This window comes from Paracidovorax cattleyae (assembly GCF_900104515.1).
GTDB lineage: Bacteria > Pseudomonadota > Gammaproteobacteria > Burkholderiales > Burkholderiaceae_C > Paracidovorax > Paracidovorax cattleyae.
Map to the genome: position 1 here is coordinate 32736 of NZ_FNJL01000008.1, position 14490 is coordinate 47225.

Genomic DNA, 14490 nt, shown 5'->3' on the forward strand with positions numbered 1-14490 from the left:
TTTATTCTCCATGCGCTGCGGGAGGCGGCGCAACAGGGTTTTCGCGCAGGCCGCTTTGCTACACTTTGCGCCCATGTTCATTCACCATGTGGTCATCACAGGTCGCAGCGGCCGGGGAGCCTGGCCCTGGCGCAAGCCTGCCGCACCGAACCGCTGACCGCACCCGGGCCCCGCGATCCCGGCGTGTCTCCGTGGCCCCTGCGGGGCCGAACGCAATGAACCTGGCGCGGCACCGGCCGCGGGCGCAACGACCGCCCGCGGCGGGCCGGCCGATCTGGAGCGATCTCCCGTGATCACCGAACTCGAATTCAAAAGCCTGGCCGGCGAAGGCTACAACCGCATTCCGCTGATCGCGGAGGCTTTCGCGGACCTGGAAACTCCCCTGTCCCTCTACCTCAAGCTGGCCCATGCCCGCGACGGCGGCCGCCACAGCTTCCTGCTGGAATCCGTGGTGGGCGGCGAGCGCTTCGGGCGTTACAGCTTCATCGGCCTGCCGGCGCGCACGCTGCTGCGCGCCAGCGGCTTCGGCGACCAGGCGCGCACCGAGGTGGTGACCGACGGCAAGGTGGTGGAAACCGACCGTGGCAATCCCCTGGACTTCATCGCCGCCTACCAGCAGCGCTTCAAGGTGGCGCTGCGGCCCGGCCTGCCGCGCTTCTGCGGCGGCCTGGCGGGCTATTTCGGCTATGACGCGGTGCGTTACATCGAGAAGAAGCTGGAGGCGGGCTGCCCGCCCGATACGCTGGGCATGCCGGACATCCTGCTGCTGCAGTGCGAGGAGGTGGCCGTCATCGACAACCTCTCGGGCAAGCTCTACCTGATCGTCTATGCCGACCCGGCGCAGCCCGAGGCCTACGCGCGCGGCAAGAAGCGCCTGCGCGAGCTGAAGGACCAGCTCAAGTACTCGGTGGCCGCGCCCCTGGTCAAGCCGACGGAGAGCCACCCGCCCCAGCGCGACTTCGCCAAGGCCGACTACCTGGCGGCCGTCGAGCGGGCCAAGGAACTCATCGCCGCGGGCGATTTCATGCAGGTGCAGGTGGGCCAGCGCATCCACAAGCGCTACACCGAGTCGCCGCTGTCGCTTTACCGCGCGCTGCGCTCGCTCAACCCCTCGCCCTACATGTACTACTACCACTTCGGCGACTGCCACGTGGTGGGGGCGAGCCCGGAGATCCTGGTGCGCCAGGAGCGCACGGACGAGGGCCAGAAGGTCACCATCCGTCCGCTGGCCGGCACGCGCCCGCGCGGCGCCACGCCCGAGAAGGACAAGGCGGCCGAGGTCGAGCTGGTGAACGACCCCAAGGAGCGCGCCGAGCACGTGATGCTCATCGACCTGGCGCGCAATGACATCGGGCGCATCGCCCGCACCGGCTCGGTGAAGGTGACGGAAGCCTTCGTGGTGGAGCGCTACAGCCACGTGATGCACATCGTGAGCAATGTGGAAGGCTTGTTGAACGAAGGCATGACGAGCATGGACGTGCTCAAGGCGACTTTCCCCGCGGGCACGCTCACCGGCGCGCCGAAGGTGCATGCGATGGAACTCATCGACCGGCTCGAGCCCACCAAGCGGGGGCTGTACGGCGGCGCCTGCGGCTACCTCAGCTATGCGGGCGACATGGACGTGGCCATCGCCATCCGCACCGGCATCGTGAAGGACGGAACACTCTACGTGCAGGCTGCCGCCGGCGTGGTGGCCGACTCGGTTCCCGAGCTGGAATGGAGAGAAACCGAGCACAAGGCCCGTGCCCTGCTGCGCGCGGCCGAACTCGTCGAAGAGGGATTGGAATGACTCGCGCCATCGAGAAGACCCGCAGTTGCAGCAGCATGGCGGAGGTGCGCCAGCGCATCGATGCGCTCGACGACATCCTCGTGCCGCTGCTGGTGGAGCGGGGCGGCTACATGACCCAGGCGGCGCGCAACAAGCGCGAGGCCTCGCAGGTGCGCGACGAGGAGCGCATCGAGTTCATCGTGCGGCGGGTGCGCGAGCGCGCGCTGGCCGAGGGGGGAGAGCCCGACGTGATCGAGGCGATCTACCGCAGCATGATGGAAGCCTACATCGCCTACGAGCACCGCGAGTTCGACCGGATGGCCGCCGCGGGCGAGAAGGCCGGCAATGGGGCGGACGGCAGGCGGGCCTGACCGCGCGTTCCCCGCGCCTGCGCGCCCGGGCCGGGGGTGCGGCGCTCAGTGGCGCATCGACGACAGCTTGAAGGCGTTCGCGAGGGTGGAGCGGTTGCTGATGCCCCAGCGGGAGGCGACGTCCAGCATGTGGACCCGGCCGCCCGTGGCGCTGGCTTCTTCCATCTCCCCTTCGATGCGCCGCACGCGTTCGCGCCGGATCAGTTCCGCGGGGGTCATGCCCAGGTGGTTGCGGAACGCGAGCTGCAGCGCGCGCTCGGTGACCCCGAGCCGGCCGGCGATCTCGCGCACCGAGAGGTTGGGGTCGTGCAGGTTCTCGATGATGTAGCGGTAGGCAGCGCGATAGCGCGGAGGCAGGCGCAGGCCCACGGTGTCCTGCGGGGCGTTGCCCGCGGGCGCGTCCATCCGCTGCAGGGCAGCGTGGTGCACCACGCGCATGGCCTGCGCCACATGGCGCTTGTACTGCCGCAGCGATTCCCCGAGGCGGCCCTCGCTCATGTGGATCTTCGAGAGGCAGTACTGGATGTCCGACGCCAGGGGGTGGTGTTCGATCTCGCGCTCGCCGCCGGCCAGCGGCATGATCGCTTCGCGGGCCGCGGGGACGACGCGGCCGGCCAGCAGGGCGAGGCAGCCCTCGACGCGTGCCTCCGCGTCGATGCCCGAGAGGCCGTGCTGGCGCAGCCAGCGCCCGAAGGCGGCGACGGCTTCCTGGCGGCCTGACGCATGGGCGGCATGCATGCCGGCCAGGTATTCGAGGCGGGCGCGCAGCAGAGCGGGCGTGTCGGGGCAGGAACCCAGGGTGCGCAGTTCGGAGGCGAGGGCCTCGCCGGAGAGGCGCTCACGGCCCAGCTCCTGGGCCGCTTCGGCGAAGGCATGGTCCGACAGCTCTTCGCTGTGCAGCAACTCCACCCGCGAAAGAACTTCCAGCCGGATGGCCGAGGCGTGGAGCGCCAGGGAGGAGGATTCACCGGATTCGCACAGCGCCTGCGCGCGCTGGGCCGCCACCAGCGCCGAGGCGTGCTGGCCCTGGGCCTGCAGCGACAGCGCGAGTCCGCAGCAGGCTTCCACGCGCAGCGGGGCGGGAGCGTCGTGGTCATTGGCCACGAGGGCCCAGCAGGCGGCCGCCCGGGCGGGCTTGCGCAGGTGCTGGAACATCCAGGCCTGGTCCAGCGCGGAATGCCAGCGCACCATGCTGCGCGACACCGCGTCGTAGGCCTTGAGCTGCTGGTGGAAGACGTCGCTCGCGAGTTCCTCCTGTCCGATCAGCAGCAGGGTGCGCCCGAGCAGGGCGCCTTCCTCCATGGGGCTCGCATCGCGGGACTGCCCGCGCTCCAGCCGCCGGCGCCCCATCGCCGCAGCGTCCTTGACCTGCAGGTTCTGGAGCATTTGGGTGAGTGCCTGCGCGCCGTGGCCGATGCGATGGCAGGAGAGGGAAAGCAGAGAAAGGAGCATGTTGATTGTCGCGGTCCCCGCCGCGCCCCATGTGGTTTGTATGAGGACCGATGCTAGGAACCGCGCCACGGACAAATCTCACCTAGGTTTTCCAAATCCTCAAATTTGCGCACTCCGGACATGCCAGACCGAACTGAGCACCATCTCCGCGCATACGGGGTGTGGACGGCCCGCACACGATCGATATAGGAAAGTTATTGGTGGCGGAAATTAAATATGCAATCCAAGACTTGACAGGGCTGAGTTTTCAGAACTAACAAAAAACAACCCCATGTGGACTTCTGATACAAATTACTGCATGAAATTGCATATTTCTATCGACGTATTACAGACGATAAATGACCATACCCCCGGTGGAATGAACTAAGCTTGCGCCTGTCGCCACTCACGCACAGACATTTGCAAGAAAGTGCAAAAAATTGTGAATGTCCCGGTGGAGGACACACGGCTGTCATGGTCGTGACTAGATCAACGAAAACGTTTGCGTATGGGGAAATTCATGCGAGTCGCATTGCTGTCGCGCCGTTCGGCGATGAATCAATTCCTTGTGGATTTGTTGAATCGGGGAGGTATTCAGGCCATCTTGCAGGTCAGCATCGCTGCCTTCCGGATGCAGGCCCGCAGGCACCCGCCCGATGCGGTCATCCTCGAAGATTGCGGCGGCACACTCGCCGAGGACCTGGGCCTGATCCGCAGTTGCATATCCGCCCACGTGCCCGTGCTGGTGGCCGGATCGGAGCTGCAGGCGGGCTTCGGCACGGCCCTGGCATGCGGTGCGGTGGATTACATCAACCTCTCTCGCGTCGGGCATGACGAATTGAAGGCGCGGCTGCGCGGGCACGTCGAGGCCTACGCTCTGGAAACCGCGCGGTCGATCACGGTGGATGGCTGCGAGCTGGACCCGGCCCGCCAGTGCTTCGTCCACCGCGGCACGGTGGTCGAGCTCACCCACCGCGAGTGCGAACTCGCCTGGCTGCTGTTCTCCCGGCCCAATCAGGTGGTCTCGTCGCCCACGATCGTGGCCCGGGTCTGGGGACGGTCCGTCGAATCCAACAAGCGCACGCTGGAGCAGCACATCTACAAGCTGCGCGTGAAATTGCGCCAGTGCGGCTGCAGCCTGCATGTCCAGGCTGCGTATGGCCGGGGCTACCGCCTCATGTCGGCCACCACGGAGCCCGTCGGCCAGGTTGCGCAGCCGCCCAGCATGCAGGTGTCCCGTGTGTGGCCCGCAGTGCCGGCGGCCCTGTCCCTGCCGGTGTCCGTGCCGGCCATGCATTCCATGCCTCCCCTGGGCAGCTGAGCAGCCTGCGCCGCGGCGCCGCGGGCTCACACCTTGATCCAGAGGTAGTCGCCCGAGCAGATGCCCAGGAAGGCCTCGTCGGTGGAGGTCAGGATGTTGTCGCCCCAGTAGCGGCCGTGCTCGGCATAGTGCGTGAGCGTCTCGGCCAGCCAGGTGCCCGTGATGTCAGGCGTCATCGGCACGCGCACGATGAGGATGATGCCGCCGGTGTCCGGATTGATTCCGGCTTGCGCCTGGTCCTGTGCATAGACCGTGAGGTTGGCCTCCAGCAGGAGGCGATAGACGGCCAGCGTCCGGCCGGCCGTGACGATTCCGAAATGGAAGTTCAGGTACATCGCGCCCACATCGTTCTCGTAATGCGCGAGCTGGACCTCGAAGCCTTCGACTTCCACCCAGCCCCGGTCCAGCACGGCCTGGGAATCGGGCAGGTCGATGATTCCGCAGAGATCGGTGACGAGTTGTTCGTACTGCTGGAAGCTCATGGTCGTTCGGGCATGCGCGGCAGCAGCCATGCCGGACCGCCGGCCAGCCGTTCCGTCGTGAGCCGGAGCTGCGAGGTGGTGCGGGGCCTGCTGTAGTTCAGGAGCTGCAGGGGCAGCAGCGCGAAGCGGTCGGACGGCTTGCCTGCGACATCCAGGCCGGCACGCAGCAGCGCCTCGCGGACCTCGGCGACCGTGGTGAGCGGTTTGTTGCCATTCTGGCGGAGCAGGTGCGCGGCGATCCGTGCCAGCAGCATGGCCTGCACCGGGTGCCCGGCGCCGTGCGCTGCCCAGACGATCGAGCCGAGCGCGGCCACCAGCGTGTCGGCCTGCACCACGGGATCGTCGCTGGACATTCCCACCTCCAGGTCCGCCAGCATGGCCTGCATGTGCAGCTTCGCCGCGCTGCCGCCCGCCTGCGCCTGGCCGCCTTGGCCCCGGCCGTCGCCGCCCTGGTGGTGGCCTCCGGACTGCCCGCCGGAGCCGGATTCGCCATCGCGCGTGTCCTGCTGCGCCGTATTGCTGCCGGGCTGCAGGAAGATGTCCTGGGAATATTGCTCCTGCTCCTCCAGGTCGCGGCGGTGCTCGGCGAGGCTTTCCCGGCCGCGCTCGTGCACGTCCCGGCTGCTTTCCTCTTCCTGGCCCTTGTGCTCGCCGCGCGCGGATTCGCCGGTTTCCTTCGCCTGTTCGAAGTCGGCCAGGAAGTCCAGCGGCGTGCGCTCCTCGGTGGGCGCGTGCTCGCTGCCCTGGCCCGGCAGGTGGCTGTGCCGGGGCGGCGGTGGGGGCGGGGGGCGCCCCAGTGTCTTGAAGACGTAGTCGCCATAGCGCCCCTGCAGCACGGCGCGCTGCCGGTCGCGCACATTCTCTTCGTGCAACTGCTCGCGCAGGTTTTCCCGCTTGATCAGCTGCTGTTGCTGAAGCTGGCGCGTGCGAAGCTGCTTCAGCCGGAATACCGAGAACAGGTTCTGCATCATGGCGTGAAGACGGCCGTGAGAAGCCGCTGTGAAAACTGCAGCACGGTGCTGCCCACCCAGGGCGCGCTCACGGCGACGGTGACCGTCACGCAGATGAGCTTGATGCCCTGCGAGATCGCCTGGTCCTGCAGCGACGTGACGGCCTGCACCAGCGCCACGAGCAGGCCGACGATCGCCGCGACGGCTACGGCCGGCAGCGACAGCAGCAGGCACAGCATGAGTGCCTCGGAGGTGAGCTGGACGATGTTGTCGTGGTTCATGGCGAGCCGTGCGGGTTCAGCGGTAGGTCATGACCAGTCCGTGCATCACCTGCGACCATCCGTCGAGCACGACGAACAGCAGCAGCTTGAAGGGAATGGCGACGTTGGTAGGGGAGACCTGGGACAGGCCCATGGCCAGCAGGACGTTGGCGATGACCAGCTCGACGATGATGAAGGCCAGGTAGAGCAGGAAGCCGATGCGGAAGGCTGCCGTGAGCTCGGTGAGCAGGAAGGCGGGTGCCAGCACAACGAGGTCGTCGGCCTGCAGCGACCGGGCGCGCTCCTCGGGCCAGAGCGCCTGCGCCGACTTGAGGAAGAACGCCTTCTCGGCGGCGTCGGCATGCTTGTCCAGGAACTTGCGGAACGGTTCGCGCGCGGCGGAGGCGGCGGCGAGCATCTGCTGGGTGTTGGAGCTCTGCGCGGAAGGCGGCAGCATCTGCATGCGGTCCGACGCCTCCATGGCGACCGGCGCCATCACATACACCGAAATGATGATGGCGATGCCGTTGAGCACCATGTTGGGCGGGACCTGCTGCACGCCGAGCGCGTTGCGCAGCAGGCCCAGGACCACCACCACCTTGGTGTAGGAAGTGACGATCATGGCGGCGAACGGCAGCACCGCCAGCAGCATCAGCGCCAGCGCCAGCGAGATGGGATCGAGTCCCGAAATCGGCGTCATGGCGCGTCCGCTGCCGTGGGCGATGCCGCTGCGCCGGCTGCCGCCACGTGCGCGATGCGCACGCCGAGGTTCTCTCCGATGACGACCAGGCGGCCCGTGCCCACGACCTGGCCGTGGCAGACCAGGCGGACGGCGGCGTCCCGGGCGGGGACGGCGAGCGGCACGATAGCGCCGGCGTCGAGCGCGGCGAGTTCGTCCAGCCGGATGTGCGCGGTGTCGATCTCGATGGAGACGGGAACAAGGATGCCGCCGATGTTGGCCAGGGGCAGCGGCGTGGCCGCGGGGCCGCCTTCGCTGCCGGAGGCTTGCGCGGTGTCCGCGGCCTCTGCGGTGGCCCAGGCCGTGTCCGGTTCCCCGCCGGCGTCCGGCAGATCCGCGAAGGCATCGGTTTGCGGCGCGGCGTGGAGTGCGAGTTCGGAGTCGTCCAGATCGAGTTCTGCGGGTATGTGCATGGTGGTTCCCAGTCCGAAGGAAAGATGGCAAGGGCGCCGCCGGCCCGCGGAGAGTGCGCCGCACAGGACGACGTCGCCCGGGGCGAGGGTGGCGAGGTCCGAGGGCTCGAGCCGGCGGGTGGCGAGGCGGACGGTGCCCGGCAGCCTCAGCGCGCCCAGGGTCGCACCATCGGCCGGCAAGGATTCGGCCAGGATGGCGCGCAGCCGGGCGGCCACGGCGCCGTCGATGGCGTGCAGGCCGATGCGCAGGCTGCCATGGGTCCATTCCATGGGCGCCTGATGGGCGCTGCGCACTGCCACGCCTGCCAGGGCGAGCCCGGGCAGCACCGGCGCCGCGGCGGCGAGGGGGGCCGCGAGCAGGGTTTCCGCCACCTCGCGTGCCAGGGCGGCATCGGTCAGGCGGGCCGCCATCCCCAGCGCCGGCCAGGCCGACAGCGGCACGGAGACTTGCAGGTGTCCGTGAACGCACGAGAAATCCAGGGCCACTGCATCGTGGCGGCCGCCGGGCGCGGCGGCCGCCACGCGCCCTTGCGGTTGCCCGCAGAGCCGTGCCGCCCAGCGGGCGAAGCGGCGGTCGAAGGCGATGCGCGCCAGATGCGCCTCGCCGGCGGCCACGGTCGGCAGGCGGTCGGCCAGTTCGGCGGTGGCGGTGATGGCGGAGCGGGGCGCAAGTGCGTTCACGGCGGTGTTTCCAGATCGATGTCGATGCCGCACTGCCCGGGGCCCAATGCCTCGAGCTGCGCACGCAGTGGATCGCGATGCAGGGAGATTAGCCGTGCCGATTCGCTGGACCGGGTGCGGAACCGAAGGCTCATCGCGTAAGGCGAAAGGGTGAGGGCGACCTCGCTCTCCGGCAGCACGGCGGGGTCCATCGGCACTGTGACTGACCAGGACTGGAACGCCGGATCCGCCTGGGCGCACAGCCATGCGATGCGCTGCACGGTGTCCTGCAGCCAGGCGGGGGCCTCGGCTGCCGCGGCGCCTGCCGGCGAAGCGGGGCCGGGATGCTCCGCGCCGGGGTCCTGCTGCTGCCGGGAGGTGTCGCCGTCCTGGCGCGCCTGCCGGGGCTGCTGCGCCGGGGCGGGAACCGGAAGCGGTGGGGACGGGGTGTCGGAGGGGGCGGCAGGGGCGTCCGGCGCGGAGTCCGCGGTGTCGGGGGACGGAGTGGCGCTGTCCGGCACGGCGGCTTGGCTGGCCGCCGGGCCGTCTTCTGCCGCCCACTGGCTGGACCGGGCCGGTCTCTCCGCCATGGTTTCCGGGGCGGGCCACGGCAGTCCGCCCTCGTCGGGGCTGCAGGCGCGGAGGGGCGGTGGCGGGGCCGAGGTGGGTGCGTCTGGCGCGGCCGGGCCTGCGGGCGCATGCCGTCCGGGCATCTGCAGGAAGCCGCCAGATTCCGGCAGGCTGTCGGCTGTGTCGCCCAGCAGGTGGCGCTGGAACCGGTGGGCGGCGCCGGCCGCATGCGGCAGGGCGGATGGCCCGCGCCACGCTGCCTCCGGAGCCAGGCTGCGGCTGCCGGACGGGCCCGGGCGGAGCTGAGAGAGGTCTCGGCCCATGGCGCAGGCTAGGCGACGCGGCCGATGGGCCGCAACTCGATCAGGCTGCCCAGCTCCTGGAAGGAGTACACGCGCAGCCAGTCGATGCGTCCTTCGATCATCTTCTTGACGTAGCGGCGGATGTCCATGGACGTGACCAGCGCCACGCCGGTGGCGGGCGACGAGCGGGCGACGGCCGCGATGCGGTCGGTGATGTCGCGCGCGTCGTCGGGCGACATGGCGAGGTAGTTGCCGGCGGGCGTGGGCTTGATGCAGCCGCGGATCGCCTGTTCGATTTCCGGCGCGAGCAGGATGGCCGAAATGTGCCGCTGGCCGCCACCGGCCTCGTGCGCGAGGTAGCGGCCCAGGTCGGAGCGCACGTATTCGGTGAGCAGCAGCAGGTCCTTTTCCTTGGGGGCCCAGGTGATGAGGCTCTCGAAGATGCTGCGGATGTTGCGGATCGGCACCTGCTCTTCGAGCAGGCGGCGCAGGACCTCGGCCATGCGCTGCAGCGGCATGACCTTCTGCACCTCGGCCACCAGCCCCGGATATTCCGGCGTGGCGCGCTCGATGATCCACTGCACTTCCTGCACGCCCATGAAGAGATGCGCATGGCGCTGGAGCATCTCGACCACTTCCCGGGCGATCACCTGCTCGATTTCCAGGCAGGCCCCCGCGCGCTGGCTGGGCGGTATGGCCGCCTGGGGCACCCAGAGCGACTCCTCCATGCCCAGCAGCGGTCCATGCCGCCGGGCCTGCGCGGCCAGTGGGGACTGCGGATCGAGCAGCAGGAGCATGTCGCCGGGCAACCGGGGCTGGGCCACGGGCACGTCGTTGATGAGGATGTCGAAGCGCAGGTCCTCGAGCCCGTCCCAGACCCACATCGCCGCACCGGGGAAGGGCAGCCCCAGGCGTGTCTGCAGTCCTTCGCGCTCCTTGTTCAGGGCCTGGTCGAGCCGCTCGGCGTTCAGCAGGCGCGCGAGCGGGTCGGACAGACGGATCGACAGCGGCTTGGCGAACTCGGGAGCGCGGTGCTGGATGGCGGTGCCCTCGCCCTTGCCGCCTTCGCGCAGCAGGGCGGCGATCGGCTTGGAATGGGTCTTGGCGCTGCCGGGGCTGGCGGACTTGCGGCTGCGCGAGAGCCAGTGGCCGCCGCCCACGAGCCCCGCAGCCAGCAGGCAAAAGGGAATGGCGGGAAAGCCCGGGATGGCAGCGAAGCCCATGGTGAGGGCGCCCGCAAGGTACATGGAGCGGGTATTGCGCGTGAGCTGCTCCGTCATGTCCTCGCCCAGGGAGGTGGGCTTCTTGCGGTGCTCGTCGGCCACGCGGGTGGTCAGGATGCCGGCGGCCATACAGATGAAGAGCGCGGGAATCTGCGAGACCATGGCATCGCCGATGGACAGCACGGCGAAGCGGTTGGCCGCCTCCCCGGCGGTCATGCTGTGGTACATGATGCCCACCACGATGCCCGCGAGGATGTTGACCAGCGTGATGATGAGGCCCGCGACGGCGTCGCCTTTCACGAACTTCATCGCGCCGTCCATGCCGCCGTGCAGCATGCTTTCCATGCTGAGCCGGGCGCGCTTGGCCTTGGCCTCGTCGGCAGTGAGCAGGCCGGCGCGCAGGTCGGCGTCGATGCTCATCTGCTTGCCGGGCAGCGCATCGAGCGTGAAGCGCGCACCGACTTCGGCGACACGCTCCGAGCCCTTGGCGATCACGATGAACTGCACGATGGTGATCACCAGGAACACCACGATGCCCACCACCAGGTTGCCGCCCACCACCAGTTGGCCGAAGCTCTCGATCAGGTGGCCGGCGTCGGCGTGCAGCAGGATCGCCTTGGTCGAGGCGATGTTGAGCGACAGCCGGAACAGGGTGGTGAACAGCAGCAGCGAGGGGAAGGTGGAGAGCGACACCGCGTCCGGTATGAACAGGGTGGTCATCAGCAGCAGCACGCTGATGCTGAGGTTGATCGCGAGCAGCGAGTCGATCAGCAGCGTGGGCAGCGGCAGAATCATCAGCGCGATCACGCCGACGAGAAAGCCGGCCATCGTCAGGTCGTTGACCAGGGTGGAGTCGAATCGTTTGGCCATGGAATGGTCCTCGGAGAGCGGGGCACGGGATGGGAAGCAGGGTGTCAGCGCGGGCTGCCGCCGCCGAGCCGGTCGAGTTCGGCCACCCAGCGCAGCACGACGGAGACGGCCTCGAACAGTTCTTCGGGAATGGGCTGGTCGAGCGGCAGCTTGTGCAGCGCCCGCGCGAGCGGCGGGTTGGCGATGAGCGGGATGTGGTGCATCGCGGCCAGTCCGCGGATGACGGCTGCCTGTTCGTCCATGCCCTTGGCCACGACGATGGGCAGCGGGGTCGCGCCGGCTTCGTAGCGCAGTGCCACGGCGTAGTGGGTGGGGTTGGTGACGACCACCGTGGCGCCCGGCACGCGGTCCTGCGGCGGCGAGGTCGCCATTTCCTCGCGCAGCGATTTGAGGTGGCCCTTGAGGTGCGGATCGCCTTCGCTGTCCTTGTTCTCGCGCTTCACGTCGTCCTTGCTCATGCGCTGGTCCCGGATGAAGAGCCAGTGCTGCAGCCCGAAGTCGAGGGGGCCGATCACCAGGAACACGAGGAATGCGAAGGAAAAGAGGTGCAGCAGCGCGCTCCAGGCGATCTGTCCGCTGGCCTCGGGCGTGAGATAGACGGAGCCCACGAGCAGGGGTATCAGCCCCGTCACGATGTGCCACAGCACGGCGCCGAAGAGGAAGGCCTTGAAGACGGACTTGGCGAATTCGACGAGCGACCTGGCGTTGAACATCTTCTTGAGCCCCTCGGCCGGGTTCAGGCTCTCGAACTTGGGCGTGAGGGGCTCGAAGGTGATCATGAAGCCGACCTGCGGCAGCAGGGCCAGCACGGCCACCAGCACCGAGACGATGACCATGCCGAAGGCCACCACCATGCCGTCGAGCGCCATGGAGGACAGCAGCGCCAGCAGCTCCTGCGTGCCATGCACGCGCATGCCCTGTTCCAGCGCCGTGGTGACGATGCGCCGCACGCGGTCGTAGAGCAGGGGGCCCGCACCCGTGAGTACGAGCAGGGCCGCACCCAGGACGGCACCGGCCACCAGATCCTGGCTCTTGGTGGTCTGGCCCTTCTTGCGGGCATCCTTGAGTTTCTTGGCTGTGGGCTCTTCGGTTTTTTCCGACATGGTGGGCCATCGATCCGGCGCGGAATGCGCGGCATGCGCCAATCTAGGTGCCCGGCGGCGGCGTGGCCCCGCACCGGGCGAAGCGGTGCTGCCCCGCGCGAAGCGGCTGCGGCGCGCGGGGGAAGGTGCCCCGGGGTTTCGCATTCCGGTGCGCGCCTTCGGGGTGGCGGGCGCTGCGGAGGCTGCCATGCCCCAGGCTGCTGGCCAGCAGGCCGGGGTGGATCGGCCGATGGAGAACTCGTGAGCACGATCAAGGGCCTGCGCACGCTGGTGCGCCTCAAGGCACGCCGCACGGAGCAGGCCGAGGCGGCCCTGCAGGAAGGCATCCAGGCGCTGAAGGGCGAAGAGGAGGCATTGGCGCAGGCGCAGGCCGAGGAGTCGCATGCCCGCGATGCGGAGCGCGCGCACCGCGAGCGGCTGGCGTCGGCCACGTCGGCGGGTAGCTGCTTCCTGGCCAACGATGCGATCACCCTGCAGATGCTGGTGTCCGAGGCGCAGGGCCAGAGCGCGGAGGCCGAACGCCATACGGCGCAGGCCCGGGGGCGCGTGGATGCGGCCCGCGAGCAGGTCCGGTTGCGCGACGCGGCCGTGCGCCGTGCGCAGCGGCAGCTGGAAGCCACGCGTGAGCGCCTGGAGCAGGCCATTGCGGCCGCCGAGCGCGCGCAGGAAGACGCGCAGGACGAGGAGGCCGAGGAAACCGCGGTGGCCCGCATGCTGGCCGCTGCGCGGCAGGGGCGGCGCACCGGCGCGCGATCCGGGGCATCGAGGGCGGTGGAGGCCTGACGCGATGGAAGAGTATTTGCAGAATGGATATGCGCTGGCCCGGCTGGGCGGGGACCTGCACGGCATGCTGGGATTGCTCGCGCTGTGCTGCGCGCGCTTCTATGCGGCCATGCTGGTGCTGCCGGCGACCAACGACCAATTGCTGCTGGGGCGCGTGCGCAACGGCACGGTGCTGCTGCTCGGGGCCTTCGTGGCCTGGGGCCAGCCCTCCGGTCTGCTCGGCTCCGCCAGCCCGCTGGTCTTCATCGCCCTGGTGGTGAAGGAGGCGCTGATCGGCATGCTGATCGGCTTCGCCGTGTCCGTGGTGTTCTGGGCGGCCGAAGGCGTGGGCATGCTGATCGACAACCAGGCGGGCTACAACAACATCCAGCAGACCAATCCGCTCAGCGGGCAGCAGAGCACGCCGGTGGGCAACCTGCTCATGCAGCTGGCGATCGTCGGCTTCTACATGCTGGGCGGGATGATGGTGTTCGTGGGGCTGCTGTTCGACAGCTACGACTGGTGGCCGCTCACCGGAATGATGCCCAGCTGGCCGGTGCTGGCGGAGCGGTTCTTCCCCGACGAGGTCGCAGGGTATGCGCAGACGGTGCTCAAGATCGCGGGGCCGGTGCTGATGACGCTGATGCTGATCGACCTGGGCATGGGGCTGCTCAGCAAGGCGGCGGAGAAGCTCGAGCCGGGCAGCCTGTCGCAGCCCCTCAAGGGCGCTGCGACCATGCTCCTGCTGGTGCTGCTGGTGGGGGTGTTCTTCCACCAGGTGCGCGAGCAGCTCACCCTGCGGCCGGTGGCGCAGCGCCTGGAGCGCGCCTTCGGTCCACGCGACCCGGTGGATTCCGGTGCCCCCGGCGCTCCCGGCGCGGCCCCGTCCTCCGCGCCCGCCACGACACCTCACCGGGCCGCGAGCGCCTCCGCGGGCCGCTAAGCCTGCTCCACCGTCTTTTCCCGGCCGGTGCGTCCTTCGGGGCGCCGGCCCCGCGCCTCATCCCCTCGCCCGCCCCGTCCGCCGTGTGCATTCCCGCCGACCATGCCCGCTGCCGCCCGCCGCGCGCATGCCGCCGCGAGCCGGTTCGCATCCGCTGCGCCGCCTTCGCGTGGCGTCCCCGGACTGCAGGGTCCGGCCCTTAACGTGCCAGTGCGATCTCCTGATGCCTGCCGTGGGGGTTCCGGCTTCCGTGCACGCAGCGCGCCGTCGCTCCTTCCTCGTTCGGAGTGTTGGCGCGCTGCGTGCGCGCGGCGGAACGCGC

Annotated in this window: 14 protein-coding genes; 5 read left to right on the plus strand and 9 right to left on the minus strand. The window is 69.2% G+C overall.

All coding sequences use genetic code 11. From position 1 onward, the window contains the following. The first annotated feature begins 289 nt into the window (after positions 1 to 289). Positions 290 to 1789, plus strand: coding sequence for an anthranilate synthase component I (gene trpE / locus BLR05_RS08005; RefSeq protein ID WP_092833524.1), 1500 nt, complete (start codon positions 290 to 292; stop codon positions 1787 to 1789). Continuing rightward, positions 1786 to 2139, plus strand: coding sequence for a chorismate mutase (locus BLR05_RS08010; protein ID WP_092833526.1), 354 nt, complete (start codon positions 1786 to 1788; stop codon positions 2137 to 2139). The genes trpE and BLR05_RS08010 overlap by 4 nt, the downstream gene beginning before the upstream one ends. Before the next feature lie 45 nt (positions 2140 to 2184). On the opposite strand, the gene BLR05_RS08015 is transcribed toward BLR05_RS08010, so the two are convergent. Further along, entirely contained in the window at positions 2185 to 3591 is a 1407-nt protein-coding gene (locus BLR05_RS08015) for a helix-turn-helix transcriptional regulator (RefSeq protein ID WP_225979072.1), read from the minus strand. Positions 3592 to 4174: 583 nt separating this feature from the next. Here BLR05_RS08015 and BLR05_RS08020 point away from each other — a divergent pair. Then, a complete protein-coding gene (locus BLR05_RS08020; RefSeq protein WP_230681190.1) occupies positions 4175 to 4891 on the plus strand; it encodes a winged helix-turn-helix transcriptional regulator in 717 nt (238 codons plus the stop codon). A 26-nt stretch (positions 4892 to 4917) separates the two neighbouring features. Here the strand turns inward: BLR05_RS08020 and BLR05_RS08025 are convergent, their stop codons facing one another. From BLR05_RS08025 to sctU, 8 genes are all read right to left on the minus strand, one after another. Beyond that, positions 4918 to 5373 carry a type III secretion system chaperone family protein gene (locus BLR05_RS08025; RefSeq protein WP_092833528.1) on the minus strand — a complete coding sequence of 152 codons (456 nt, stop codon included), beginning with the start codon at positions 5371 to 5373 and terminating at the stop codon, positions 4918 to 4920. After that, complete coding sequence (locus tag BLR05_RS08030) at positions 5370 to 6344, minus strand: hypothetical protein (protein ID WP_092833530.1); 975 nt, start codon at positions 6342 to 6344, stop codon at positions 5370 to 5372. The genes BLR05_RS08025 and BLR05_RS08030 overlap by 4 nt, the downstream gene beginning before the upstream one ends. Further along, the gene (gene sctS / locus BLR05_RS08035; RefSeq protein ID WP_092833532.1) at positions 6341 to 6604 is read right to left on the minus strand and encodes a type III secretion system export apparatus subunit SctS; all 264 of its coding nucleotides are present in this window, start codon (positions 6602 to 6604) and stop codon (positions 6341 to 6343) included. The genes BLR05_RS08030 and sctS overlap by 4 nt, the downstream gene beginning before the upstream one ends. A 16-nt stretch (positions 6605 to 6620) precedes the next feature. Continuing rightward, positions 6621 to 7283: a type III secretion system export apparatus subunit SctR gene (sctR, locus tag BLR05_RS08040; RefSeq protein ID WP_092833534.1), complete on the minus strand. Its 663-nt coding sequence runs from the start codon at positions 7281 to 7283 to the stop codon at positions 6621 to 6623. Then, complete coding sequence (sctQ, locus tag BLR05_RS08045) at positions 7280 to 8416, minus strand: type III secretion system cytoplasmic ring protein SctQ (RefSeq protein WP_092833536.1); 1137 nt, start codon at positions 8414 to 8416, stop codon at positions 7280 to 7282. The genes sctR and sctQ overlap by 4 nt, the downstream gene beginning before the upstream one ends. Beyond that, entirely contained in the window at positions 8413 to 8985 is a 573-nt protein-coding gene (locus tag BLR05_RS08050) for a type III secretion HpaP family protein (RefSeq protein WP_208605989.1), read from the minus strand. Before BLR05_RS08050 ends, sctQ begins: the two co-directional genes overlap by 4 nt. Positions 8986 to 9296: 311 nt before the next feature. Next, a complete protein-coding gene (gene sctV / locus BLR05_RS08055; RefSeq protein WP_092833540.1) occupies positions 9297 to 11360 on the minus strand; it encodes a type III secretion system export apparatus subunit SctV in 2064 nt (687 codons plus the stop codon). Between the two features lie 44 nt (positions 11361 to 11404). Beyond that, on the minus strand, positions 11405 to 12463 hold the full coding sequence (sctU, locus tag BLR05_RS08060) for a type III secretion system export apparatus subunit SctU (RefSeq protein WP_092833542.1): 1059 nt from the start codon (positions 12461 to 12463) through the stop codon (positions 11405 to 11407). A 240-nt stretch (positions 12464 to 12703) separates the two neighbouring features. Here sctU and BLR05_RS08065 point away from each other — a divergent pair, with 240 nt between their 5' ends. Beyond that, positions 12704 to 13246 carry a type III secretion protein gene (locus BLR05_RS08065; RefSeq protein WP_092833545.1) on the plus strand — a complete coding sequence of 181 codons (543 nt, stop codon included), beginning with the start codon at positions 12704 to 12706 and terminating at the stop codon, positions 13244 to 13246. 4 nt (positions 13247 to 13250) lie between these two features. Further along, positions 13251 to 14168: a type III secretion system export apparatus subunit SctT gene (gene sctT, locus BLR05_RS08070; protein WP_092833547.1), complete on the plus strand. Its 918-nt coding sequence runs from the start codon at positions 13251 to 13253 to the stop codon at positions 14166 to 14168. Positions 14169 to 14490: the final 322 nt, after the last annotated feature.